Genomic DNA, 25,012 nt, shown 5'->3' with positions numbered 1-25,012 from the left:
ATGATAAAAGGACTGTTTTTGATCCTGAAGATAAAAAGTTATCAGTTGCTAATGACTATTCTTCAGGGAGGCAGCTATGCTGTTTCTATCGCCTGCTTTAGGGGAAGTGCACGTCGGTTCCATCACAAATAACCCGTGAGGTGATCTTTTATGAATACGCAGGATAAGACGCGTATGGATAAAGTTACTGTTGAGTTAACCTTTGATGAGGCGTTAGCATTGACTGGTGTCCGTTTTGGGCAGGATCGTCAGATTGGAACGGCCGCACGTCAAAAAATCAGAGCCGCTTGCCAAAAGACAATTGATTTTTCACCTGCTGATGGGGTAGACTATGAACAATTAAATTAGTTGGACCCCAATCCAAATATATTGAAAAAGGAATTTCATTTCCGTATCTTCAAGCGGGGGTGAAATTCCTTTTTCCTTGATAACAGAGTATATGGAGGAGTAACATGCGTTTACGCGGAAGAAAAGGAATACGTGAAAGTCTGGAAGAACAGCAAGATCTGGTCATTTTGGAACCATCACAGTATAAGGGGAAATGGCAGCAGTTATTTGGTAATGATCGTCCCATTCATGTGGAATTTGGTATGGGTAAAGGGCAATTTATAAGCCAAATGAGCTACCGTAATCCAGAGGTTAACTATATCGGCTTTGATATGTATGACGAGCTGGTTCGCCGTGCTACAGAAAAGTCTCGTCTGGCCTGGAGTGAATCAGAAGTTGTTACACCACCCAACATCAAATTGGCACTGGCAAACATCGAACAGATCGAGAATGTTTTCGAACCAGGAGAAGTAGAGCGCATTTATCTGAATTTTAGCGATCCTTGGCCTAAAGCCAAGCATGCACGCCGTCGTTTGACGCATCCGCGTTTTTTGGACAAGTATCGTCAGCTTCTGAACAGCAAAGGACAAATTCATTTTAAGACGGACTCGGAGACATTGTTTGAGTTTTCTCTGAATTCATTCGCTGATAGTGGTCTACAAATGACGAATATTTCGTTAAACCTTCATCGTGATGGAATCAATGAGGAGCATGTCATGACAGAGTATGAACAAAAGTTCATGGGTAAAGGTATGAATATTCATCGTGTCGAGGTGCTGATTGGTAAAGACGCTTTGGAAGAGTACGAAAAAATACGCCTTGAAAAATATGGAAATTAAAAGCGGGCAAAATAAATAAAGTAAACAAGACAGGGTGCTTCCTTTTAGGAAAGCACCCTGTTTGGTTCCAGTATATCCAAAATACTCTGTGCGCTCTGAAGAGGATAATATCGCGCTACATTATGGATGTGCTCCTGTCGCTTGCGAACGATTTCTGGAAAATCGTATAGCAGTCGGTTCATCCATTTAACGACAACATCCAGCGAAGTAATCGGTTCTCCGAAGCCTTGAGCCGTAAAGTACTGACAATTTTCCTCTTCCTGTCCAGGGAGAGGCTTGTGAAACAGCATCGGAATCCCTTTGGCCAGCCCCTCGGTGCATGTCATTCCACCGGGTTTGGTAATGAGCAGATTCGACACTTCCATTAATTTGTCGATTTCCCGTGTAAATCCGAAAATATGAATATTTGGATGATTAAACCGAGGATCCAGCTCCATTTTACGACGAATTTTATCATTATGCCCCAAACAAAAAATAAATTGAATCTTTTCTCTCCAATCGGTAAGCGAACGATGTATGACTTCGTCGTTCATCAGGCCCCAGCCGCCGCCCATAACAAGTACTGTCGGGATGGGTTTAAGTCCAAATTGTTCTCTAATTTCATCGTGCCCTGGATGTTCCCAAAAATTAGGATGAACCGGAATGCCGGTCACTTGGATTTTTGATACAGGTACTCCGCGCGCGCGCAGCTTACGCATGACTTCAGGCGTAGATACAAAGTACCGGTCAACCTCAGGACTAATCCATGTTCCATGTGCATCGTAGTCTGTTATGACGGTACACAGCGGGACATGTAAGCCTAAGCGCTTCAAACGTGAAATGACCGCGCTTGGGATGGGGTGAGTACATACCACCAAATCGGGACGAAGCTGCCGAAGAATATTCCGGGTCTGTGTGTAGAACAGACGGTGCAAAGCGAGCGTTGTAAGACGGTTTAATGATTTTTTGTATTGATGACGGTAAACCAATCCGACTAGGCGAGGCTGCGATACAACAGTCTTTTTGTATGCTGTAATAATAAGCGGGGCCATTCTCGGATTCAAAAAGCTCCCCAGCTCCAGCACTCTTGTCTGCACATCCGGAGAAAGCTTCCGCAAGCTGCTTGAGAGCGCGTAGGCAGCTTGAGTATGTCCGGCACCGAAACCTTCCGATAATAATAACACTCGTTTTTTAGCCACTCTCATTTCACCTGTTCCTGCTGGGATGTTCTCAATCATACCATATCGGCTTTAAGGCCAGAATGCAACCGTTCCTATTGCTGCAGACGTTCCGATGACTGCTCCTGCAAGTACATCCGTGGGATAGTGAAGCCCCAGGTAAATTCGAGAAAAACCTACAATTATCGCTACAGGCAACAGCAACAGTGCTAGCATGGGTGACTGCAGCATAAAAGGAACGGTAGCCGAAAAAATAGCGGTTGTATGCCCTGAGGGAAAAGAATGATCCGACAAGGGATTGCGGAATGTATTCGTACCTGGTAGCGCCAAGTACGGGCGTATCCGTGGATACAGTTTTTTGACGATAGCCACGGGAATGTGACTGACCGCAAGAGCGATAGCTCCCTTCATGCCGGAATCTTTCCATGGATACGGAGCGAGCCACCAAATCAGAAGCGTAGAGGCTATTGTAAAGGTAGCCCCGCCTAAATGTGTGAGATAATACAGCCAAAAGTTCAAAAAACGGTTGTGTAAGCGCCCGTTGATCCATTTGAACAATCGCTGCTCCAGATTTACAAGTTTTACGACTAGACGTTGCATTTGGTTTCCTCCGGTTGCCGGTTCAGGTCTGTCGGCAAATATTTTGAATCCATTTGACAGAATTAGATCTAAGTAATTATTCTCTTGCTCTCATCATATTTTTAAACGCTGTTCATTTCAAGAATCACCACTTACCTGGTTCAATTCTACACAAAAATGTTAATGGAATATAAGCCGTTTTGTATAACTTTCTTTGCGTTCATCCGTCTAATAAGATAGAGTGATTAGAAGTGGTTGCTAATTGGCCCACAAAAAGGAGGGACCAAAGAAATAAAAAGTTAGCAAATGGATGAAAATAAGACCTAAGCGTCATGAATGAGAGGTCCAGCGCCGCATTCTCGGTTCAAACGGGAATTTGTCGTGTTTTTTTGCTGCTGAGACCCGTTTAGGGGCTTTGACAAAAGATTGAAAACCAACGAAAATCGTAATGGCATTCCTGTGTCAGCCAAAAGGGGGCTGCGCAGAGCCAAAGAAGAAAGCAAGGGTCGGGTCAAAACTACAGAAAAGGCGCACAAAGCGCCGCAACTTGCGCTACACAGATAGAAAACAGACAAACGCAAGATTTTTAAAGGGGTATAAAAAGGGGGTAACAAGAGATCATGTTAGACGCTATTTTCGTGACGCTCCAGATCATACTGGCGTTGATCGCAGTCTATCAGTTTGCATTCTCCTTGTTCGGATTGGTTCGTAAGAAAAGGAAAGAGCAGGCGGCTCCAGAAAAATCATTTGCTATTTTAGTCGCTGCCCACAATGAAGAACAAGTTGTCGGAGCACTGATGGAAAATTTAAAGCAGCTTGACTATCCAAAGGAACTGTACGATGTATTCGTAATCTGTGATAACTGCACAGATAAGACAGCGGACATCGTTCGCGCTCACGGCATGAATGCTTGTGAACGTACGAATCCGAATTTGCGTGGTAAAGGCTATGCTATTGAGTGGATGCTCAAAGAGCTATGGGCTATGCCGCGTCAATATGATGCCATTGTCATGTTTGATGCCGACAATTTGGCGCATACCAATTTCCTGAGCGAAATGAATAATGATTTGTGCTCAGGTGCTCGTGTTATCCAGGGATACATTGATACTAAGAACCCTGAGGACTCTTGGATCACAGCAGCATACGGGGTATCTTATTGGTACATCAACCGTCTGTGGCAGTTGTCACGTCACAACCTGAATATGGCTAATTTCCTCGGTGGTACAGGCATGTGCTTTGAAACAAATCTGCTCAAGGAAATGGGCTGGGGTGCAACAAGTCTGGTAGAGGATTTGGAATTCACTATGCGTTGTACACAACGCAACGTATATCCAAGATTTAATTACGATGCCAAGGTGTATGATGAGAAGCCGTTGACGTTCAAAGCTTCTTCAAGACAGCGTCTGCGCTGGATGCAAGGTCACTTCACGGTTGCTCGTCGTTATTTCTTCCCGTTGCTGTGGCAGAGTATCAAGCATAGAAGCCTGATTAAATTCGATATGGCTCTTTATGGTCTGAACGTGTACATCGTACTGTTTACCTTTTTGATGACAGTAGCGATGTGGGTAGATATTGTAATATTTGGTGGTCCCAATATTGAAAATATCTACGTACAATTCCCTGCATGGACCGGTTTTGTGGCTGTGAGTCTGAATATTATCACCTTTTTAATCGCGATGATCTTGGAAAAGGTCACGTTCAAAAAAGTATATCTGTACTTACTGCTGTTCCCAGTCTATCTGATTTCGTGGTATCCGATTACATTCTATGCGTTCTTTACACAGAACAACAAGCAATGGAGCCATACCCAGCATACGCGTGTCGTTCGTCTGGAAGAGGTTCAGAGCAAGCAAGGCTAATTAACAATGAAGTAAGACTATGCAACCTACAGCGGATGTGTACACCTAATTTTTTATAAAAGTGTTGACGCCTCTGTATTAGCATGATATGATATTTGAGTATGTTAATTGAAAAGTATGGATTAACAAGCAGAAGGTCCGACTTCTCACCTGTCCGGTATTGCCGGCTGGTCATGATCCAATGATTTGTGAATTGAACTTTCATGATGAATTGAGTATCAGACAGGGATGTCGGCTGCATAGTCGTCATCCCTTTTTTGTGCTTAAACACAATACAACAATAACAGGTTCTGGAGGTGGAGGGTTATTAGTAAGGAACATATGATCAATGATGAGATTCGAGTGAGAGAAGTACGTCTAGTTGGTGCAAACGGGGAACAAATCGGTATTAAACCGACTCGTGAAGCTCTGCAAATGGCTATTGATGCAAACTTGGATCTCGTGAACGTGGCGCCTCAAGCGAAGCCGCCCGTGTGTCGGATTATGGATTACGGTAAATTCCGCTATGAGCAACAGAAGAAAGAAAAGGAAGCCCGTAAAAACCAGAAGATCGTTGACATCAAAGAGGTATGGTTCCGTTCCAACATCGAGGAACATGACTACCAGACCAAGTTTCGCAATGTGGTGAAGTTCCTGAATGAAGGGGACAAGGTGAAATGCTCTGTTCGTTTCCGTGGTCGCGAAATTACCCATGCTAATGTGGGACAAAAAATTCTCGAACGTGTAAAAACGGAAGTTGCTGATCTTTGTACCGTGGAGCGCCAACCCAAGCTCGAAGGACGCAGCATGATTATGATATTGGCTCCAAAGAGTCAATGACAAATTAAGGAGGAAGTTCAATGCCAAAAATGAAAACACATAGCAGCCTTAAAGGCCGCTTCAAAATTACCGGTACTGGTAAAGTAACGCGTTACAAAGCTTACAGAAACCACTTGCTTTCCCACAAATCCAAACGTGCAAAACGCGTTCTGGGTACTAACCCTGAGATGGCACCTGGGGACGTTAGACGTCTGAAACAAGGTCTTGCTAACCTGAAATAGCATTAAGCACGGAAATAAATAAAGTATAAACATTATTTGGGAGGTCTTTTGATATGGCAAGAGTAAAGGGCGGATTCGTCGTTCGTCGTCGTCATAAAAAAGTATTGAAGCTTGCTAAAGGTTATTTTGGTTCCAAACACCGCATTTTTAAAACAGCTAACGAGCAGGTAATGAAATCGCTTGTTTACGCATACCGTGACCGTCGTCAGACGAAACGTAACTTCCGCAGACTGTGGATCGTGCGTATCAATGCAGCAGCTCGTTTGAATGGTTTGTCTTACAGCAAATTGATGCACGGTCTGAAATTGGCTGGTGTAGACATTAACCGTAAAATCTTGGCTGATCTTGCAGTCAATGATATTAATGCGTTCAACTCTTTGGCAACTGTTGCTAAAGGTAAAATCAACGCTTAATTAAGGCGTGAAAACCGCGAAAGTGGTAACAAAGGTGTCCCGAGCAGTACGCTGTGTAGGGACGCCTTTTTTTGTACATACTTAACACTAAAAAGGACTTCATTTTCTTCAAAATACGAATAAATATGACGTGTGATGATAGAATGTATGGATTTTTCGATTTTGTAACGCTTACATTTTTGGGATTTTAAAAAAAATTGACCCAAGGTTATTAATTGTCTAGATTTTAGCCGATCATAATTGTATAATCTCTAAAGTAAGTCTTCTGTACGATCTGTCTCGTCAGTAAATGACATGAAAATGATGTGCATTTTCTAAAGAAAAGAGACAGTCCAGGGATCTAACACTAAGGGGGAACAGTATCAGCATGAAGAAATTGTTTAGTATGTCTTTGGTTATGCTGCTGGCGATCTCGGTCATTCTCGCAGGCTGCGGTAACAAAAATCAAGGTGCGTCCAACGCAAATGGTGGAGAAACAGGCGGTTCTGCCAAAACATCAAATGTCCAACTTGGCATGGTTACAGATGTGGGTGGAGTAAACGACAAATCGTTTAACCAATCTGCTTGGGAGGCACTTCAAGCTATTGAGAAAGAATCAGGCGTTAAAGTTAAATACCTGCAAAGTAAATCCGACCAAGATTATATTCCTAACCTGAACCAATTCGTTAAGGGTGATTTCAACCTGACTTGGGGAATCGGTTTTAATCTGGCTAATGCGATTGGACAAGTAGCAAAAGACAATCCGAACAAAAATTTGGCGATCATTGATAGTGTTGTGGATGCGCCTAACGTTAAATCGGTTGTATTTGCTGAAAATGAAGGTTCCTTCCTGGTGGGGGTTGTGGCTGGTAAACTTACTAAAACAAACAAAATTGGTTTTGTGGGTGGACAAGACAGCCCGCTGATCAAACGTTTTGAAAAAGGATTCGAAGCAGGGATTAAGGCTGTAAATCCAAAAGCGCAACTGATTGTGAACTATACGGGTGCGTTTGATAAGCCGGATCTCGGCAAGGCTGCTGCTGCAACGATCTACAACGACGGCGCTGATATTATTTTCCATGCAGCTGGTGGATCAGGAACAGGCGTATTTAACGAAGCACTCGCACGTAAGCAGCAAGGTCAGCAAGTATGGGTTATCGGCGTAGATAAAGACCAATCACTTGAGTTTGGTGACGAAGTAACACTAACGTCGATGGTAAAACGTGTAGATGAAGCGGTAAAACGCGTATCCCAAGAAGTAATTGACGGTAAGTTTAAGGGCGGTGTTGAAACACTGGCTCTGAAGGATAACGGAATTGGTTTGGCAGATACATCTACGAAAAACGTTCCTAAAGATGTGCTTGATCTTGTAGAACAATACAAGCAAAAAATCATTAAAGGCGAAATTACAGTTCCTTCGAAATAAGTTAGGTGAAGAATATAAAGGTGGCGACAAGGCTGGTTCATAAGACTAGCCTTGTTCTTACGTCTGGAGTTATAAGATTATAACGGTCAATATCAGCTCATTGGAGCACATACTATAAAGTGTATAAGGGTGATCTCATGGATGCAGCGACCCCCGTCGTTGAGTTAAAGCAAATTACAAAACGATTCCCCGGCATCGTTGCCAACGACTCCATCAGCATCAAGCTGCATAAGGGAGAAATTCATGCCCTTTTGGGTGAGAATGGCGCGGGTAAATCTACGCTTATGAATATTCTTTTCGGACTATATCAGCCGGATGAAGGGACCATTGAAATGGGAGGGAACCCCGTACAGATTGATAGTCCAAATAGGGCGATTGATCTGGGGATCGGCATGGTGCATCAGCATTTTAAGCTCGTACAGCCGTTTACCGTAACCGAAAATATTGTCCTTGGGTCGGAGCCACGTAAAGGTCTGAAAATCAATTATAAAAAGGCTGCCGCAGAAGTACAGCGGTTGTCTGAACAATACGGACTTCAGGTAAATCCGAATGCCAAAATTGAGGATATATCTGTTGGTATGCAGCAGCGTGTGGAAATTATCAAAACGCTCTATCGCGGTGCAGATATTCTGATTTTCGATGAGCCAACCGCGGTGCTGACACCGCAGGAAATCTCTGAGTTACTGGAAATTATGAAGCGCTTAGTAGCTGAAGGCAAATCAATCATTCTTATCACTCATAAACTCAAAGAAATTATGCAAATTGCAGATACGGTTACGATCATTCGCCGAGGTAAAGTTATTGACACGGTCAAAACATCTGAAACAACACCAAATGAGCTGGCGGAGAAAATGGTGGGCCGTCGTGTGTCCTTTAAAGTGGATAAGAAGCTTGCTCAACCAGGACAAACTGTACTGGAAATGAACAAAGTAATTTCTAAAAACAAGGATGGCATTCATGTTCTGAATGAATTGAACCTGCAGGTTAAGGCCGGCGAGATTTTGGGGATTGCTGGAGTAGACGGCAATGGACAGAGTGAGCTGATAGAAGCTTTGACAGGATTACGCAAGGTGGATAGCGGAAGTATCCGTTTGCTCGGAAAAGAACTGGCAAATCAGCCACCGCGCAAAATTTCAGAGGCAGGCGTTTCACATATACCGGAGGACCGCCATAAGCATGGATTGGTGCTCGATTTTTCCATGAGTGAAAATATGGTGCTGGAGACGTATTATCAGGCGCCTTACAGTAAAAATGGCTTCTTGAACAAGGACGCTATAGAAAAGCAGGCAAAAAGTCTTATCGAGAAGTTTGATGTTAGAACACCAGATATTCATACCAAGGCAAGATCGCTATCTGGTGGGAATCAGCAAAAGGCAATCATAGCGCGTGAAATTGATAAAAACCCAGACCTTCTCATTGCGGCGCAGCCTACACGCGGGCTGGATGTCGGGGCTATTGAATTTGTCCAGAAACAATTGATTGCCCAGCGGGATCAAGGTAAAGCAGTACTGCTCATTTCTTTTGAGCTGGACGAGATTATGAATGTATCCGATCGAATTGCTGTTATCTATGAAGGCAAGATTGTCGGGGAAGTGCTGCCTGAAGAAACGAATGACCAGGAACTGGGACTGATGATGGCAGGAAGTGCAGTGAAGAAAGGAGCAGAGAATGGCTAACTTATTAAAAATATTCACAAAAGACTCCTTTGTTCTGGCTCTAGTCTCTATTATTTTTGGCCTCATTCTGGGTGCTATCGTGATGATGATTGGCGGGTATGACCCTATTGTGGCTTATTCCGCTTTATTTAGCCGTGTGTATGGAGATTCCTACAACTTTGGCGAAGCGATCCGTGAGATGACTCCTTTGATTCTAACAGGATTGGCATTTGCTTTTGCGGCTCGTGCCGGGTTGTTTAATATCGGTGGCGAAGGGCAGTTTTTGGTCGGTATGACAGCTGCTTCGATTGTGGGCATCAAACTTCATGGGCTGCCTGCTATCATTCATGCACCGCTGGCTGTGATCGCAGGAGCAGTTTTCGGAGGCTTGTGGGCAGCGATTGCTGGCTATTTGAAGGCCAAGCGAGGCGTGAACGAAGTTATTACCTGTATTATGATGAACTGGATCGGCCTGTATTTGGCTAATTTGGTGATTAATCAGTTTGCACTTATGGAAGGCGAAAATCGCTCTGTGGATATCCAACCTTCCGCTTCCATTTCCATTGATTGGCTGTCCCAGATGATGGGGAATGCTCGGGTTCATTGGGGCACAGTTATTGCTGTGCTGGCGGCAGTGTTTTTCTATATTTTTATGTGGAAAACAAAGCAGGGCTATGAGCTTCGGGCTGTCGGATTTAATCAGGATGCATCCCGTTATGCAGGCATGAATGTAAATCGCAATATTATAAAAGCGATGTTTATTAGTGGTGTTTTTGCCGGATTGGCTGGTGCTTTTGAGGTGCTGGGGGTTTTCCATTATCAATCTGTCATGGCAGGGTCACCGGGAACGGGCTTTGACGGTATCGCTGTGTCTTTGATCGGGATGAATAATCCGTTCGGTGTACTGCTCGGTTCTGTTTTGTTCGGAACACTTACGTATGGTTCTGCGGGGATGAGCTTTAGCGCGGATGTACCGCCAGAAATTATCCGAGTAGTCATTGGCTCGATTATTTTCTTCATTGCGGCCCAAGGTATTGTGCGTTGGGTTGTAAAGCCGCTCTACTCCAAGCGGAAGAAAGAGAAGGTGTTGTAAAATGAGTTGGTTAACACTTGGTGAATTAATCCATACAACGCTCGTTTTTGCGACGGCGATTATTTTTGCGTCTCTTGGCGGAGTTTTTTCGGAAAAATCCGGTGTAACGAATCTGGGATTGGAAGGACTTATGGTATTTGGGGCGTTTGCGGCAGGTGTTGGCGGATTTTATGCCGAGCAAGCGGGACTAGGAGGCACCTCTGCGGCCTGGGTAGGTGTGCTGTCAGCTGCGGTGTTCGGTATTCTGGTTTCGCTCATTCATGCTGTTGCCTCTATTACGTTTAAAGCCGATCAGGTAATCAGCGGGATTGTCATTAACTTCTTGGCTGCAGGCAGTACACTGTACATGGTTAAGCTGTTATTCGAGGGTGATGGTGACACCGGTCGAATTCAAGGCTTTAACGAGATATCCATCCCTTATCTTGTGGATATTCCGATTGCAGGAAAAGCATTTTTCCAAGCCTACCCAACGACATATCTAGCTATTCTATTAGTTATTATTGGCTACTTTACTTTGTATAAAACTCCGTTTGGCTTGCGTTTGCGTTCAGTAGGGGAGCATCCGGGTGCAGCCGATACCGTGGGGATCAAGGTCAATCGCCTTCGTTATATCGGTGTTATGATTAGTGGTGCGTTGGCTGGGATTGGTGGAGCAACAATCACTTTGACTACAACCAATATGTTCTCACATAATACCGTTTCGGGGCAGGGCTATATTGCTATTGCGGCTATGATTTTCGGTAAATGGAATCCGCTCGGTGCTTTTGGCGCGGCAGTGTTTTTCGGTTTCTCACAAGCCATTCGCAACTATGTGCAGTTGTTTGCATGGTCGCAAAGTATTCCCCAGGAAATTATTTTTATGTTGCCGTATCTCCTGACGATTATTGTGCTGGTGGCGGCAGTTGGACGTTCACGCGCTCCGGCTGCTTTGGGTCAACTGTATGATCCGAGCAAGCGTTAATAACTCATAGACAGCTGAATGTTTTTAAATATACGCGTTAGTGTATATGAAAATCTGGTATCTGCATGTGCAGGTACCAGATTTTTTTACATTGTGCAGGCATTTAAACATACGCTTCTGGCTTGAATGGAATAGACTGTGCTATGCAGATTGGACGGACGCTCGGCCCCTGTCAGCTCCAGTCTATTTTGTGGTGGTGGTAAGCTATCAAGGAGCCGTTCAATCTGTCCATCCGTTGAGAAAGAAGGAGGAAATACGATGAAACAGGCAGTAACCAGAAAGCAGGTGGAGAAGCTTGTCGGCAAAGTTATCTTCGCTACACGTAAGGATGGCTCCCGGGTCAGTGGCAAGCTGATTCGCATTTCGGGTAACCGACTGATTCTCCAACCAAACCGTAAGAAAAAAGTAAACACGAAGGCGATTATTCCACTGGTGCTTTTTGATTTGCTTGCCATTGGCACAGCTCCATACGTGGGTGCCTACGCTGGCTACGGTCCAGGATATGGAGGACCAGGCTATGGAGGACAGGGATATGGTCCACAGTATGGACCGTACACAGACGGGGGCTACCCTGGGGTAGGCAATCCTTTTTACCCTAACTTTTTTTAGTTTTACAAAATCACGACCCTGAAAACCATACTTTTCACAGTGCCTTTTCGAGTTCGTGACATCGGCTTAGAGCCACATATCGTAGCATGTGGTATTGATGGCGTAGATAAAAATGGATCCCTCGCACATTGTCTTCGTCCACCATCACTTTAGCCCGCTTGCAACGTCGCAGTCGGCCGTATTGCTCGGCATACTCCAGCAACTTTTTTCCGTATCTTTTACCTTGATGAGCCGAAGAAATTGCGATCAAATCAATGTATAATAGTTCTCCATGCAGCATAACATGAATGAAGCCAACAACCTGTGCATTATCCGGTCTGCAAGCTACAAAAGTGATGCCTCGGTTTAAGCGCCGGGGTAATTCTTTACGTATTTGATCCATTTCTTGGGCACTTAAATGCGATAGAGGGACAAGCTCTTGCTCGATTAGACGAAAGATCATGTTGTCATCTTGGGCGCATCGTTTGCGAATCATAAACGGGCCTCCTTTTTTACCCTTTTAACAAGATATGTCATGGCTTTGGAGGAGTACAAAGTCTCACTGTGCGGTCTTTTTTATAATATGCGGGTACCTCTTACAAGCGTGCGGCTCAGAGGGGCTTAAGCAGAGAAACATAAATTTTTATGAAATCTGGGTATTGACTATCCCAGATGGGGGACATATAATGTGTCTAAACATTTGAAAGAATGACATGAACACAACGGCAATGAAGAGGACGAAGTGATTAGGGCTCTTTTGTTCAGAGAGTGAGGCATTAGCTGCAAGCTTCACCAAAATCCCTTTTTAACGAGCTCACCTTGGAGCTGTTTTCCTGAAAAGTATTTGGGCCCCATGATATTAACGGTGCGCCGAATCGCCTATTAGGGAAAATCGTACGGTCTACGTTACAGACGCCAGATATGGAGATCCTTTGTGATTTCTATACCTGCCAAGGTTCGATATTGCGAAATATCGGGCAAACACGGGTGGTACCACGGAAGCTACAGCCTTTCGTCCCTCAGTAACAGCAAGTCTGTTCTAGGGATGAAAGGTTTTTTTGTTTTTACAAATGTCAGCTGTATGTAAATTTTGTAAAGGAGGATGACCAATGAGTGCACAAATTCCTGAAGTTAGGTCAACCGATGAATTACGTCAAAAGTGGATGAAGCCTGAGGTGATTACAGGTTCGGAAATTTTACTCCGTAGCCTTTTGCTGGAGGGAGTAGAGTGTGTCTTTGGATATCCAGGTGGTGCAGTGCTTTATATCTATGATGCCATGTACGGCTTCAAGGATTTCAAGCATGTCCTCACTCGTCATGAGCAGGGAGCTATTCATGCGGCAGATGGTTATGCACGGGCAAGCGGTAAAGTTGGTGTCTGTATCGCGACTTCCGGACCTGGAGCGACAAACCTGGTAACTGGCATAGCGACAGCTTATATGGATTCGGTGCCGTTGGTGGTCATCACGGGTAATGTTGTATCTTCCCTGATCGGTACAGATGCTTTCCAGGAAGCTGATATCACGGGAATTACAATGCCGATTACGAAACACAGCTATCTGGTGAGAGATGTAGAGGATCTGCCGCGAATCATCCATGAGGCATTTCATATTGCCAATACAGGTAGAAAAGGACCAGTACTGATTGATATTCCGAAGGATGTCTCCGCAGCCCAGACGTTGTTTGTTCCACAGACGGAACCTGTGACCATGCGGGGTTACAACCCGAACGTGTTGCCCAACAAAATTCAACTAGACAAGCTGACTCAAGCTATCGCCGAAGCAGAACGTCCATTCATTCTGGCAGGTGGAGGAGTTGTATACTCTGGTGGACATGAAGCACTTTACGAATTTGTTCGTAAAACGGAAATTCCGATTGCAACAACATTGCTTGGTTTGGGAGGATTCCCAAGTGGACATGAGCTCTGGACAGGGATGCCGGGAATGCACGGAACATACACTTCCAATCAGGCGATTCAACAGTCGGATTTGCTGATCTGTATCGGTGCCCGCTTTGATGATCGGGTGACAGGCAAGTTGGATGGATTTGCTCCTCAAGCCAAAATCGTACACATTGATATCGATCCTGCTGAAATCGGAAAAAATGTTGCCGCGGATATTCCAATCGTAGGCGACGTGAAGGCAGTATTGGAATTGCTGAATCAGGATGTGAAACGCGCGGATCTGGCAGATGCATGGAGAGCGCAAATTCAGCAATGGAAAGCTGCGAAACCTTTTTCTTATAAGGATTCTGAAACAGTGCTTAAACCACAATGGGTTATTGAATTGTTGGATAAAACGACCAAGGGCGGAGCAATCGTTACGACGGACGTAGGACAGCATCAAATGTGGGCAGCACAGTATTACAAATTCAATCAGCCACGTTCATGGGTCACCTCCGGTGGACTGGGTACGATGGGATTTGGTTTCCCTTCTGCCATCGGCGCTCAGATGGCCAATCCCGACAGATTGGTAATATCGATTAACGGAGACGGCGGCATGCAGATGTGTTCGCAGGAATTAGCCATCTGTGCAATCAATAACATTCCAGTCAAAATCGTAATCATCAATAACCAGGTACTTGGAATGGTTCGCCAATGGCAGGAATTGATCTATAACAATCGGTACAGTCACATTGACCTGGCTGGAAGCCCGGATTTTGTGAAACTGGCCGAAGCATACGGTGTCAAAGGACTGCGTGCTACGAATAAGGAAGAAGCACGTCGGGCTTGGCAGGAGGCGCTTGATACACCCGGACCGGTCGTTGTCGAGTTTGTAGTCAGCAAGGAAGAGAATGTATATCCGATGGTGACGCAAGGTTCGACAATTGATCAAATGCTGATGGGGGACGAGTAAAATGACGACAAAAAATACCATTGCTGTACTGGTAAATGATCATCCCGGCGTTTTGCAACGTGTGTCCGGACTGTTTGGTCGCCGTGGCTTCAACATTGAGAGCATAACTGTGGGTCAATCGGAGGAAGTTGGATTATCCCGTATGGTCATTGTGACTGTAGGAGATGAGAACAACCTGGAGCAGATTGAAAAGCAGCTTTACAAGCTGGTTGATGTGATCAAGGTCATCGATCTCAGTTCCAAGCCGATGGTTGCTCGGGAATTGGCAATGATTAAGGTAAAGGCTGAACCGCCTCAGCGACCAGAAATTATGGGCGTGGTAGAAACGTTCAGAGCAGCTGTAATTGATGTTGGAACGACAAGCTTGATTGTTCAGGTCATTGGCGATACTGAAAAAATCGATGCGATGATCGAGTTGTTGAAGCCTTACGGTATTCGCGAGTTAACCCGAACCGGGGTTACAGCTATGATACGTGGAAATGCATAATATAAAGCTTTAACGATTTACCGCTTATAGCGCATTACATCATTAAAGAACCGCCCGCATAAGAGCGGGTGCTCGAAGAGATTTTTAGATACCAATCATGAGGCGAAGTCTCTTGGAGTACCCGCTCATTATGAAGGGTCCAATTAAAAGGAGGAAATTAACCATGGCAGTTACAACGTACTACGAAAAAGATGCAGAACTCAGCGTATTGAAAGGAAAAACAGTGGCCGTAATTGGTTACGGTAGCCAAGGACATGCTCAAGCACAAAACTTGCGTGACAGTGGTGTAAATGTTGTTATTGGTTTGCGTGAAGGCAAATCAGCTGATGTCGCAAGAAATGACGGTTTTGAAGTTCTGAACGTAGCTGATGCAACAAGCCGTGCAGATGTGGTTCAAATTTTGTTGCCTGATGAAACTCAAGCTTCTGTCTACAAAAACGAAATCGAACCTAACCTGAAAAAAGGCGCAGCACTTTTGTTCTCCCATGGTTTCAATGTTCATTTTGGACAAATCGTAGCTCCTAAAGATAGCGATGTATTGCTGGTTGCTCCAAAATCCCCAGGACATATGGTACGTCGTACCTATGTGGAAGGGTTTGGTGTACCGGGATTGATCGCAATTGAACAGGACGCAACAGGCCAAGCCAAAGAAATCGGTCTTGCTTACGCAAAAGGCATTGGCTGTACACGTGCAGGCGTAATTGAAACCTCCTTCCGTGAAGAAACGGAGACGGACCTGTTCGGTGAGCAGGCGGTATTGTGTGGCGGTGTGAGCGCACTCGTAAAAGCGGGCTTTGAAACATTGACTGAAGCCGGATATGCTCCTGAGATGGCATACTTCGAATGTTTGCATGAGCTTAAGCTGATCGTTGACCTGATGTATGAAGGTGGATTGGCAACAATGCGTGATTCCATCAGTAATACAGCAGAATATGGCGATTATGTAACTGGACCACGTGTGGTAACAGAAGATACGAAGAAAGCCATGAAGGATGTATTGACTGACATTCAACAAGGTAAATTTGCTCGTGACTTCATCCTTGAAAATCAATCTGGACGTGCATTCCTGACGGCTACTCGTCGTAATGAAGCTAACCATCCGATTGAAGTGGTGGGCGGACAATTGCGTGAAATGATGCATTGGATCAAAAAGTAACAACCTTTTGTACTATAAGCTCGACAACATGAATTATTTATAAATATTAATTACAATGCGGCCCTGCTTATTGCGTGAGCCGCATTGTAATTTAAGGGTCCAAATCCTGAGGAGGTGCGTTAGGTTGCGCAAAATATATATATTTGACACAACGTTGAGAGACGGAGAACAGTCACCTGGCGTGAACTTGAATACTCGTGAGAAAGTAGAGATCGCTCATCAGTTGGAAAAGCTGGGAATCGATCGTATGGAGGCTGGGTTCCCGGCTGCTTCTCCGGGTGATCTGGCGGCTGTTAATGCAGTAGCAAAAGCTGTTAAAAATTCAACCGTTATTGGCCTTTCGCGTGCAAGGGAACAGGATATTGATGCGGTTCGCGAGGCGCTTAAGGGAGCACAGGACCCGTGTATCCATATCTTTTTGGCAACCTCTCCAATTCATCGTCAGCATAAGCTGCGGATGGAGAAGGCACAGGTATTGGAAACTGCCCGTGCAGCCATTCGTTATGGATTAAAGTATTTGCCAAAAGTGGAGTTTTCATTGGAGGATGCAGGGCGTACGGAGCTTGATTTTGTGGTTGAAATGGTCACCATGGCTGTACAGGAAGGGGCTTCTGTCGTCAATATTCCAGACACGGTAGGTTACTTAACACCCTACGAATACGGAAATATATTCAAACATATCAAGCAAAATGTGGTCGATGTGGAGAAGATTCAGTTGAGTGCACATTGCCACAATGACTTGGGAATGGCTACTGCTAATACGCTTGCTGCGATCCTGAACGGTGCAGATCAGATCGAGGGGACTATTAACGGTATCGGTGAACGTGCTGGAAACACGGCCATTGAGGAAATCGCCATGGCACTGGAGACGAGACAGGAATTTTTCCAAGCCAAAACGTCTCTGCAACTGTCTGAAATTGCACGCACGAGCCGATTGGTTAGCCGTTTGACGGGGATGGTAGTGCCGGGCAACAAGGCGATCGTGGGTGCCAACGCTTTTGCGCACGAATCAGGTATTCACCAAGACGGCATGCTGAAGGAAAAGACGACCTATGAAATTATGACACCGGAAAGTATCGGTCTGAAAGAAAGCAAGCTGGTACTGGGCAAGCATTCAGGGCGTCATGCTTTCCGGGAGCGTTTGGTTGAGTTGGGCTACGAATTGAACGAAGAAGATTTGAATCGCGCTTTTGGGCAGTTTAAGGATTTGGCTGATAAGAAGAAGGAAGTATCGGACGATGATATCCTGGCATTGCTGGAAGAAAAATTGGCCGATGCACCTGAAGTCTTCAAGCTGGAAACCATTTTCGTAACTTATGGGAACAAGGCTACGCCTTCCGCACAAATACGCCTGGTTAACGATGAAGGTCAGGTGATCGAGACAGAAGCTGAAGGAAATGGTTCAGTCGATGCGATCTATAATGCGATTGATCAAGCCAGCAGCGAGAGTGTTGTACTTTCTGATTATTCCATCAAATCTGTTACCCATGGCAAGGACGCTCTAGGTGAAGTACATGTGGTGCTGACTCAAAACGGAATATCTGTACAGGGACGCGGGGTAAGCACTGATATTTTGGAAGCAAGTGCACGAGCCTATGTCGATGCACTGAATGGTTTGATCGACAAGCGTAAAAATTACAGCAATCGCGTAGATTATAAATCCTAATTTTATACAGGCCCAAGGAATGAGTATAGACAGGATCGGTATCGGTCCTGTTTTCTTATTCTCTGATGAAAAAATCAGCTTATAGGCTGAGCCTATTGAATTGATAGATTCTATATCTTGGTCAAAGCCCTCCCAAATATGTTACAAAGAAGGTATGAGAAATACGGCTGTATGGCTGTATAACAAGAGGAGTGTACGTGATGGCAGACGTTAAAAAGATTGCAGTAATAGCGGGAGACGGAATCGGACCTGAAGTGGTCGCAGAGGCAGAGAAAATTTTGAAACGTACGGAAGAAGTGTTTGGCCTCTCATTTGAAACAGAGCATGCGCTGTTCGGCGGGATTGCCATTGATAAGAAGGGGACTCCATTGCCGCAAGAAACACTGGCCGTATGTCAATCTGCAGATGCCGTGCTGTTGGGAGCGGTAGGAGGACCACAATGGGACAACAATCCTAAGGAGCTTCGTCCTGAAACCGGATTGCTCGGTATTCGCAAAGAGCTCGGTCTATTTTCAAATCTTCGTCCTGCTGTAGTGTTCGATTGTCTCAAGGACGCGTCTACATTGAAACCAGAGGTATTGGAAGGAACGGACTTGATCGTGGTGCGCGAACTGACGGGCGGTATTTATTTCGGTGAGAAGTACAGACGAGAGAGTGCTCAGGGGGAAGAAGCGGTCGATACTTGCGCATATAATGTAACAGAAGTAGAGCGTATTGTTCGCCAATCTTTCGAAATTGCACAAAAGCGTCGCAAAAAGCTCGCATCGGTGGATAAGGCTAATGTACTGGAAACTTCCCGTTTATGGCGTGAAGTTGTTAACCGGGTCGCTGTAGATTACCCAGATGTCGAGCTTGAGCATGTATTGGTCGATAACTGTGCCATGCAATTGCTGCGTCGTCCATCCAGTTTTGACGTCATTGTAACCGAAAATATGTTTGGTGACATTCTTAGTGACGAAGCAGCTATGCTGACTGGGTCCATCGGTATGCTCTCCTCTGCATCACTGGGAGAAGGCAGCTTCGGTCTGTACGAGCCGGTGCACGGCTCAGCACCTGATATTGCTGGTCAGGGACTGGCGAACCCCATTGCAACGATTTTGTCCGTTGCTTTGATGTTCCGCCTCACCTTCGGGTACGAGAAAGCAGCTGACGCTATCGAGAAGGCGGTAGCTGAGGTACTGGATGCAGGACACCGTACGGCAGATATCGCGGTGGATAAATCACAAGCGATCTCGACAACTGAAATGGGCGATTTGATCGCAGCAGCTATTCGCTAAAGTCCCCGGAAACGTACTTGTTCTGAAAAAAAGCTTCCTATTATATAGTGAGGTTATACAGTATAATTTTATAGCAATTGTTTGACAAAGTAGCTCCTGAGCAATCAGGAGCTACTTGCATATCAGAAAGCTCTTGAAATGTGAATAAATTGTGAATTTTTAAGCTAGTTTAAAATAATTATAAAAAAGTAATGGTTACAATATTGACTTTGATTTCAGCGAATGATAACATTTATCAAGTAGGTGGTTTATTACAATACAGATGATTGAGGAAAACACAATTGGTGTTTTTCTTACATATTTTAAAGGAGGATTTCACATTATGGCAGAAAGATTGGTAGGAAGACCCGCACCTGATTTTGCATTGGAAACAGTATCTGGAGACGGTCAAGAATTTGGCTCGGTGAAACTTTCCGATTACCGTGGCAAGTGGCTCGTATTTTTCTTCTATCCACTGGATTTCACTTTTGTATGCCCAACAGAAATTACAGCATTGAGCGATGCAGCTGACCAATTCAAAGAGCTGGATACTGAAATTTTGGGTATCAGTGTAGACTCCGTGCACAGCCACAAAGCATGGATCAACACAGCTAAAGAAAACAACGGTCTGGGCAAACTGAACTTCCCGTTGGCTTCTGACATCACGAAAAAAACAGCAAGCGACTATGGTGTTCTGATCGAAGAAGAAGGCGTTGCATTGCGCGGCTTGTTCATCATTGATCCAGAAGGCGAACTGAAATATCAAGTGGTTAACCACAATGATGTAGGTCGCAGTGTAGAAGAAACATTGCGTGTACTGCAAGCTTTGCAATCCGGTGGCTTGTGCCCAATGAACTGGAAACCAGGCGATAAAAATCTGTAATATTAGCTTTACAAGTTGAATTTAAACAAGCAAGCCCCCAACAAGCGGTTACTTTACCGTTGTTGGGGGCTTGCTTGCCTGCGCTATGCAGCGGAGATATAGGAATAGCCTGTCTGAATCATGTAATACAGAGTGAAGTAACAAATAATTATGGAAATGTTGTTGTGTTCTGGAGGAATTTTGCCTGATGAAAGCGAATAAGGTATTGTAGAAGATAAACAAGGCAGAACAGGTTTTGTTCAGAGGAGGCTGAGCCCGGATGAGTTATTGCTGTGGAGCAAGCATGGTAGGAACCAAGGGAACGCTGAAGCATTACCGCACCCAAGTCCATAATGTTCCTTTGCTGTTTTGCCCGGTATGTCGTCGCATTGAAGTTCATTATAAAGTTGAAAATGAGTATGAAATTTTGGCTGAGTATGCACATGGAGATGGGGCATCCGAGATTGATTTTCAGGATTATGTCATGGAAGACGATGATACGATATTTGAAAACTGTGTAAATCGTGAGAGTGAAGATGCATTTGAAATTGTGAAGCGCCAAATTGACATGTCGCTGGATTTATTGACGGTAGCGAAACAGATGAATGATGAGAAATGGCAGGGAGAGCTTAAGAGAAGACTGGCTGTTATGAGTCAAAGACGATCCCGGCTTCAACATAATAAGAGCGGCAGTTGACATCCTACACACCAAAGAAGCTCTCAAATCTGGAGAGCTTCTTTGGTGTGTAGGGCGCTTATTTTTAACTTATTTTTTTATTTTGTAATGTTGCGCAGATATTATGACGAAAGAAAATAGGATAAAAATGTGGATTCGACACTTTTTCCGATTGACTGTGATCCTTAATCTTGTCTATCATAAAATAAGACTCGAATCGAAAAAAATGGTCGGAGTTGATTGAAACTGTTTTTTACACCATTTGAAGGGTGATCGATAGATGCCTTTCTCTTCTTCAAGAATATTACACGTCCGATACGGCCAGTTTATCATTCCGATACAAGGGGGAAGCCTGGCATGATCAGTGAATTCCAAGAAGCCTTGCTTGATACCGTGGGAGCTTGCCCTTCCACACAGATCGCCAATAATAAGTATGAAAATGTACTGGAGAACCTGGATAGTGGTATCATGCTGTTTGACAGTGACGGGGTACTGACCTTTATTAACGTGCAAATGGCGAGATTACTGGAGCTACCACGTAGTTCGCTCGCGGGTCGCAACCTGATGCAAATTTTGCATCATCCTGAGTTAAGTCGGTTTAAGAAGAAGAAAATCATGCGGATTTATAAAGAAACTATCTTTCATAGAAAGCGCTATCATGAGTTGATTGATGAGTATGGTCGGCATTGGTTGATAACAGTGACCTACGGTGATCAGATGGATGGCGATTTTTTGTTTAGTGTAAAGGATGTGTCGGATTATAAGCAGATTGAGCAGACGGCGTATCAAAACGACAAGCTGGCGATGCTAGGACGTATTTCGGCCTCTATCGCCCATGAAATCCGTAACCCGCTTACTGCAATCCGGGGTTTTATTCAATTGCTTCGGCCGCACTTGGTGGAGTTGGGCAGGGATGAGTATGCCCGCACTATTTTAACCGAAATTGATCGTGCGAACGACATTATTTACGAGTTTTTAAATTCGTCCAAGCCTTCGGCTCCGCAAAAAACGGCAGTATCTGTGATGGGACTGTTGAAAGAAGTAGTGATGCTGACAGAAAGCGAGGCGTTGATGAAGGGCTGCCAGATCGCACTGGATGAAAATGATGAACTCATGAAGGTTTCCATTGACGTGAAGCAGATTAAGCAGGTTATCCTCAATATGATTAAAAATGCGATGGATGCCATTGAAAGCATCGGCGGGGAACGAGAGGGATGCATTGATATCCATACCGTGCTTGAGGGCTCTTATGTCCACATTTGTATTGAAGATAACGGATTAGGGATGGATCACAATACATTGGCGCGTTTATTTGATCCTTTTTTTACAACAAAAGAAAGTGGAACCGGCTTGGGATTGGCTGTGAGCTATCGTATTATCAAAAATCATGGAGGCTTCATTCATGTAGACAGTAAGCATGGAAGCGGTACACAATTTAAAATCACACTTCCTGTAGTCTAATATGATGAGATTTTCGCAGAGGGGTCCTGTACATACTATTTCTGTTGTGGTGTGCAGCGTTGGGGTATAGGTATCACCTAATTGAAAAATGTCGTCTGAAGCGCATGATCTGAAAAGATGATGCGCTTTTTTGGTACTGTAAGCTCGTGCATTTGCGCAAATGCGAAAATAAATTCATGAATATAGAACAAAAAAATGATTCACCTTTCACAGATTAAATGCTATTATATACCAGAATACAACATTTTTTTTGATACTATAGACTTAAACAACGGCTTCCAAAGCTGTCAAACGTCTTAGATGATCGGAATCTCCGATATGCAGGGGGCTGAAGAGGCTGAATGAATATACGGCTGGAAGTAAAAAAAACGATAGGCATTGGTATTGCCGCCATAGTTTTGTTTGTCTTAGTTCAGTTATTTCACGTAACTTTGAATAAAATATACTCCTATAATGTATTTTTGTTGTTATATCCGATTATAGGGTTTGCCTGTGCTGCGATTTGTTTTTCTATTTTTTATCAATCCTGGTCCGTTTTGCTGGAACAGTTGACCTGGCAGAGACTTCTTATTGCCCCAACATTTCTGGTGGCTGGTCTGCTTTACCTTGTTCATATTGTTTCGTTTAGTTTCGTAAGCCTGACGGACTTTGCTTTGTCTCCGGGCATTTCGTTGTGGCTACTATTTGTAAATCGTGCCTTTACCTCTATTATGCTCCTATTCGTTTGTTCTCTCCCATTTAGAAGGACGAAGTCTGAATACAAAACAGTGGCTTTGTGGGCAGGGATAGGTTGTACGTTGCTGATTCTAGGAGTTATTAAGGCATATGATGCAGGCTTACCAGATCTACGTATACGGTACGAATTAGGTAACCTGGGCTGGACGTTGAATCTGGTTGTCATGTTACTGCTGGTGCTTACATTTATTTTTGGAGTACGAAAATACCGAAAAGTCCGCCCTGCGGAATTGGGCATGTTGCTTATCGTTCGTGGGATTGGGCTGTGTGTTGTGAGCCAGTTATTATATTTATTTGCTAGGCAAATGAGTGATATCAATCATCTTATAGGACTTTTGACGAACGTGATTGCATTTTATAATCTGTTGAGCGGTCTAGTCCGGCTTATGGTTCTGGTTCCTTATCGGGAAAAACAGGCGGCAGAATCTGAGTTTAATCATATTGCTTATAACGATGATATAACAGGCCTTCCCAATCGCCGTCGTCTTTCCCAGCGCCTGGATAAAATATTGCGCAATTCACTGAAATCTGATGAGACAGTAGCGCTTTTAGTGCTAAATATTGATCGTTTTAAAGCGATTAATGATTCGCTTGGGCATACGGCAGGCAATTATTTGCTGTATGCGGTAGGCGAACGCTTGGGGCATTTTTGCCGTGAGGGGGAAGCTGTCTTTAGCATGGGTGGAGATGAATTTGCCTTTCTTCTAATGGGCTACGAAGATTCAGATGCCATGAGAAATCGTATTGATGATATGGTGAAGCTGTTCGATCAGCCTTTTGATATTAATGGGGAGTCTTATCATGTGATGGTGAGCGTTGGCATAGCTTTGTACCCGTCGGATGCGAATCAGAGCGAACAACTTATTCAGCAGGCGGATACAGCCGTTCATAGTGCCAAGGAGCAAGGAGTGAATTTTCAGCGGTATGCTAGTGCGATGCAGATGCGAGCGCATGAAAGGCTCCAGCTGGAGAATGATTTGCGGCGAGCGCTTGAAAATGAAGAATTTTCATTGGTGTATCAGCCACGCGTCCATCTGCAAAGTGGCGAGCTAACGAGTTTGGAAGCGCTGGTGCGTTGGAATCATCCTCATCGCGGGATGGTGATGCCGGGTGATTTTATTCCAGTAGCTGAAGAAAGTGGCCTGATCGTGCCCTTGGGGGAATGGGTGTTGCGTGAGGCGTGTCTCCAAAATAAGCAGTGGCAGGAGCTAGGGTATCCACCGATCCCGATTTCGGTCAATTTATCCATGCGCCAATTCCAGCAAAAAAAACTGGTGGATGTAATTCGGGGCATTTTGGCCTATACGGGACTGGAGCCACGCTATTTAGAACTGGAGATTACTGAGAGTATGACTTTTGATAAGGACCGGGCTTTTGAACAGTTGAAAAAAATAAAGGCTATTGGTGTTGCAATCAGTATTGATGATTTTGGAACGGGTTATAGCTCATTGCATTATTTGAAGAATCTTCCGATTGATCGTCTTAAAATTGACCGTTCCTTTGTAAATGAGGTGCTGGTTGACAGCAAAAATGCGGCCATTGTATCTACCATTGCCTCTATGGCTCACCATTTGAAGCTGAAGGTTACGGCTGAAGGGGTGGAAAATGAGGAGCAGCTTCAATTTTTGCAGGCGCAGGATTGCCATGAAGGGCAGGGGTATTATTTTAGCCGCCCCATTCCGGCAGAAGTTTTTGAAAAATTGTTTTTACGTAAACCTGTCAATTGGCTGGTTCAGGATGGTATGTAGTATACTTGCATTTTGTGGAAAGATAAGTTATACTGAATAACATCCTGATTCAGTTGGTTGACGAGAGCTTAAGTGTGTCATACATATGGATCAAGATGTTATATAATGCGGGTGTAGTTCAATGGTAGAACTTCAGCCTTCCAAGCTGATAGCGTGGGTTCGATTCCCATCACCCGCTTACGACTTTAAAATTC

The 25,012-nt window shown here is 44.5% G+C and carries 24 protein-coding genes and 1 tRNA gene; 22 read left to right on the top strand and 3 right to left on the bottom strand.

The features are described from left to right. The first annotated feature begins 150 nt into the window (after window positions 1-150). Window positions 151-348, top strand: a complete 198-nt coding sequence (locus KSP24_RS19805) for a hypothetical protein (protein ID WP_013370066.1) — start codon at window positions 151-153, stop codon at window positions 346-348. Window positions 349-452: 104 nt separating this feature from the next. Then, window positions 453-1,166, top strand: a complete 714-nt coding sequence (gene trmB / locus KSP24_RS19800; protein WP_216976320.1) for a tRNA (guanosine(46)-N7)-methyltransferase TrmB — start codon at window positions 453-455, stop codon at window positions 1,164-1,166. A 44-nt stretch (window positions 1,167-1,210) separates the two neighbouring features. On the opposite strand, the gene KSP24_RS19795 is transcribed toward trmB, so the two are convergent. Together KSP24_RS19795 and KSP24_RS19790 are read right to left on the bottom strand one after the other, a co-directional pair. Beyond that, complete coding sequence (locus KSP24_RS19795; RefSeq protein ID WP_413985812.1) at window positions 1,211-2,344, bottom strand: MGDG synthase family glycosyltransferase; 1,134 nt, start codon at window positions 2,342-2,344, stop codon at window positions 1,211-1,213. 51 nt (window positions 2,345-2,395) lie between these two features. Then, entirely contained in the window at window positions 2,396-2,923 is a 528-nt protein-coding gene (locus KSP24_RS19790; RefSeq protein WP_013370069.1) for a phosphatase PAP2 family protein, read from the bottom strand. Between the two features lie 405 nt (window positions 2,924-3,328). Here KSP24_RS19790 and KSP24_RS19785 point away from each other — a divergent pair, with 405 nt between their 5' ends. From KSP24_RS19785 to KSP24_RS19740, 10 genes are all read left to right on the top strand, one after another. Then, a complete protein-coding gene (locus tag KSP24_RS19785; RefSeq protein ID WP_013370070.1) occupies window positions 3,329-3,466 on the top strand; it encodes a hypothetical protein in 138 nt (45 codons plus the stop codon). A gap of 56 nt (window positions 3,467-3,522) precedes the next feature. After that, the gene (locus KSP24_RS19780) at window positions 3,523-4,761 is read left to right on the top strand and encodes a glycosyltransferase family 2 protein (protein WP_025676359.1); all 1,239 of its coding nucleotides are present in this window, start codon (window positions 3,523-3,525) and stop codon (window positions 4,759-4,761) included. Window positions 4,762-5,082: 321 nt separating this feature from the next. Next, window positions 5,083-5,580, top strand: coding sequence for a translation initiation factor IF-3 (gene infC / locus KSP24_RS19775; protein WP_007429515.1), 498 nt, complete (start codon window positions 5,083-5,085; stop codon window positions 5,578-5,580). Window positions 5,581-5,600: 20 nt separating this feature from the next. Beyond that, on the top strand, window positions 5,601-5,801 hold the full coding sequence (gene rpmI, locus KSP24_RS19770; protein ID WP_007429516.1) for a 50S ribosomal protein L35: 201 nt from the start codon (window positions 5,601-5,603) through the stop codon (window positions 5,799-5,801). Window positions 5,802-5,854: 53 nt separating this feature from the next. Beyond that, window positions 5,855-6,214, top strand: coding sequence for a 50S ribosomal protein L20 (rplT, locus tag KSP24_RS19765; protein WP_007429517.1), 360 nt, complete (start codon window positions 5,855-5,857; stop codon window positions 6,212-6,214). Between the two features lie 367 nt (window positions 6,215-6,581). After that, window positions 6,582-7,619, top strand: coding sequence for a BMP family lipoprotein (locus KSP24_RS19760; protein ID WP_064963924.1), 1,038 nt, complete (start codon window positions 6,582-6,584; stop codon window positions 7,617-7,619). A gap of 137 nt (window positions 7,620-7,756) precedes the next feature. Next, the gene (locus KSP24_RS19755) at window positions 7,757-9,295 is read left to right on the top strand and encodes an ABC transporter ATP-binding protein (protein ID WP_058712024.1); all 1,539 of its coding nucleotides are present in this window, start codon (window positions 7,757-7,759) and stop codon (window positions 9,293-9,295) included. Then, complete coding sequence (locus tag KSP24_RS19750; protein ID WP_058829242.1) at window positions 9,288-10,367, top strand: ABC transporter permease; 1,080 nt, start codon at window positions 9,288-9,290, stop codon at window positions 10,365-10,367. Before KSP24_RS19755 ends, KSP24_RS19750 begins: the two co-directional genes overlap by 8 nt. A 1-nt stretch (window position 10,368) precedes the next feature. Continuing rightward, window positions 10,369-11,328, top strand: coding sequence for an ABC transporter permease (locus KSP24_RS19745; RefSeq protein WP_010349245.1), 960 nt, complete (start codon window positions 10,369-10,371; stop codon window positions 11,326-11,328). A 258-nt stretch (window positions 11,329-11,586) separates the two neighbouring features. Then, on the top strand, window positions 11,587-11,937 hold the full coding sequence (locus tag KSP24_RS19740; RefSeq protein WP_064963923.1) for a hypothetical protein: 351 nt from the start codon (window positions 11,587-11,589) through the stop codon (window positions 11,935-11,937). A 34-nt stretch (window positions 11,938-11,971) separates the two neighbouring features. Here the strand turns inward: KSP24_RS19740 and KSP24_RS19735 are convergent, their stop codons facing one another. Continuing rightward, window positions 11,972-12,412 (bottom strand): GNAT family N-acetyltransferase, encoded by a 441-nt coding sequence (locus KSP24_RS19735; RefSeq protein ID WP_064963922.1) that lies wholly within the window; start codon window positions 12,410-12,412, stop codon window positions 11,972-11,974. Window positions 12,413-13,025: 613 nt separating this feature from the next. Between KSP24_RS19735 and ilvB the strand changes: the two genes are divergently transcribed. From ilvB to KSP24_RS19685, 10 genes are all read left to right on the top strand, one after another. Then, on the top strand, window positions 13,026-14,771 hold the full coding sequence (ilvB, locus tag KSP24_RS19730) for a biosynthetic-type acetolactate synthase large subunit (protein WP_013370079.1): 1,746 nt from the start codon (window positions 13,026-13,028) through the stop codon (window positions 14,769-14,771). Window position 14,772: 1 nt separating this feature from the next. Further along, window positions 14,773-15,258, top strand: a complete 486-nt coding sequence (gene ilvN / locus KSP24_RS19725; protein ID WP_013370080.1) for an acetolactate synthase small subunit — start codon at window positions 14,773-14,775, stop codon at window positions 15,256-15,258. Window positions 15,259-15,421: 163 nt separating this feature from the next. Further along, window positions 15,422-16,414, top strand: a complete 993-nt coding sequence (ilvC, locus tag KSP24_RS19720) for a ketol-acid reductoisomerase (protein WP_013309387.1) — start codon at window positions 15,422-15,424, stop codon at window positions 16,412-16,414. 124 nt (window positions 16,415-16,538) lie between these two features. Beyond that, complete coding sequence (locus KSP24_RS19715; RefSeq protein WP_017426632.1) at window positions 16,539-18,080, top strand: 2-isopropylmalate synthase; 1,542 nt, start codon at window positions 16,539-16,541, stop codon at window positions 18,078-18,080. A 200-nt stretch (window positions 18,081-18,280) separates the two neighbouring features. Beyond that, complete coding sequence (gene leuB / locus KSP24_RS19710) at window positions 18,281-19,357, top strand: 3-isopropylmalate dehydrogenase (RefSeq protein WP_013370082.1); 1,077 nt, start codon at window positions 18,281-18,283, stop codon at window positions 19,355-19,357. Between the two features lie 322 nt (window positions 19,358-19,679). Continuing rightward, the gene (locus KSP24_RS19705) at window positions 19,680-20,219 is read left to right on the top strand and encodes a peroxiredoxin (protein WP_013370083.1); all 540 of its coding nucleotides are present in this window, start codon (window positions 19,680-19,682) and stop codon (window positions 20,217-20,219) included. A 259-nt stretch (window positions 20,220-20,478) separates the two neighbouring features. Then, a complete protein-coding gene (locus KSP24_RS19700; protein ID WP_064963921.1) occupies window positions 20,479-20,895 on the top strand; it encodes a hypothetical protein in 417 nt (138 codons plus the stop codon). Between the two features lie 336 nt (window positions 20,896-21,231). Further along, complete coding sequence (locus KSP24_RS19695; protein ID WP_216976318.1) at window positions 21,232-22,335, top strand: ATP-binding protein; 1,104 nt, start codon at window positions 21,232-21,234, stop codon at window positions 22,333-22,335. 341 nt (window positions 22,336-22,676) lie between these two features. Continuing rightward, a complete protein-coding gene (locus tag KSP24_RS19690; protein WP_064963920.1) occupies window positions 22,677-24,818 on the top strand; it encodes a putative bifunctional diguanylate cyclase/phosphodiesterase in 2,142 nt (713 codons plus the stop codon). 107 nt (window positions 24,819-24,925) lie between these two features. Continuing rightward, a tRNA-Gly gene (locus KSP24_RS19685) sits at window positions 24,926-24,996 on the top strand. Window positions 24,997-25,012 lie beyond the last annotated feature (16 nt).

It is taken from the genome of Paenibacillus sp. AK121 (genome assembly GCF_019042715.1).
Lineage (GTDB): Bacteria > Bacillota > Bacilli > Paenibacillales > Paenibacillaceae > Paenibacillus > Paenibacillus polymyxa_C.
Note: the sequence above shows the minus strand (reverse complement) of the source record. Positions and strands in the feature narration are given on the sequence as shown.

Bases quoted from the DNA above. Each gene is read 5' to 3' on its own strand.
- ilvN (WP_013370080.1), top strand. From the start codon at position 14,773: ATGACGACAAAAAATACCATTGCTGTACTGGTAAATGATCATCCCGGC.
- KSP24_RS19705 (WP_013370083.1), top strand. From the start codon at position 19,680: ATGGCAGAAAGATTGGTAGGAAGACCCGCACCTGATTTTGCATTGGAA.
- KSP24_RS19745 (WP_010349245.1), top strand. From the start codon at position 10,369: ATGAGTTGGTTAACACTTGGTGAATTAATCCATACAACGCTCGTTTTT.
- KSP24_RS19735 (WP_064963922.1), bottom strand. From the start codon at position 12,412: ATGATTCGCAAACGATGCGCCCAAGATGACAACATGATCTTTCGTCTA.
- KSP24_RS19790 (WP_013370069.1), bottom strand. From the start codon at position 2,923: ATGCAACGTCTAGTCGTAAAACTTGTAAATCTGGAGCAGCGATTGTTC.
- KSP24_RS19780 (WP_025676359.1), top strand. From the start codon at position 3,523: ATGTTAGACGCTATTTTCGTGACGCTCCAGATCATACTGGCGTTGATC.
- KSP24_RS19755 (WP_058712024.1), top strand. From the start codon at position 7,757: ATGGATGCAGCGACCCCCGTCGTTGAGTTAAAGCAAATTACAAAACGA.
- KSP24_RS19695 (WP_216976318.1), top strand. From the start codon at position 21,232: ATGATCAGTGAATTCCAAGAAGCCTTGCTTGATACCGTGGGAGCTTGC.
- KSP24_RS19740 (WP_064963923.1), top strand. From the start codon at position 11,587: ATGAAACAGGCAGTAACCAGAAAGCAGGTGGAGAAGCTTGTCGGCAAA.
- KSP24_RS19690 (WP_064963920.1), top strand. From the start codon at position 22,677: ATGAATATACGGCTGGAAGTAAAAAAAACGATAGGCATTGGTATTGCC.
- rpmI (WP_007429516.1), top strand. From the start codon at position 5,601: ATGCCAAAAATGAAAACACATAGCAGCCTTAAAGGCCGCTTCAAAATT.
- KSP24_RS19700 (WP_064963921.1), top strand. From the start codon at position 20,479: ATGAGTTATTGCTGTGGAGCAAGCATGGTAGGAACCAAGGGAACGCTG.
- trmB (WP_216976320.1), top strand. From the start codon at position 453: ATGCGTTTACGCGGAAGAAAAGGAATACGTGAAAGTCTGGAAGAACAG.
- infC (WP_007429515.1), top strand. From the start codon at position 5,083: ATGATCAATGATGAGATTCGAGTGAGAGAAGTACGTCTAGTTGGTGCA.
- KSP24_RS19805 (WP_013370066.1), top strand. From the start codon at position 151: ATGAATACGCAGGATAAGACGCGTATGGATAAAGTTACTGTTGAGTTA.
- leuB (WP_013370082.1), top strand. From the start codon at position 18,281: ATGGCAGACGTTAAAAAGATTGCAGTAATAGCGGGAGACGGAATCGGA.
- KSP24_RS19760 (WP_064963924.1), top strand. From the start codon at position 6,582: ATGAAGAAATTGTTTAGTATGTCTTTGGTTATGCTGCTGGCGATCTCG.
- rplT (WP_007429517.1), top strand. From the start codon at position 5,855: ATGGCAAGAGTAAAGGGCGGATTCGTCGTTCGTCGTCGTCATAAAAAA.
- ilvB (WP_013370079.1), top strand. From the start codon at position 13,026: ATGAGTGCACAAATTCCTGAAGTTAGGTCAACCGATGAATTACGTCAA.
- KSP24_RS19750 (WP_058829242.1), top strand. From the start codon at position 9,288: ATGGCTAACTTATTAAAAATATTCACAAAAGACTCCTTTGTTCTGGCT.
- ilvC (WP_013309387.1), top strand. From the start codon at position 15,422: ATGGCAGTTACAACGTACTACGAAAAAGATGCAGAACTCAGCGTATTG.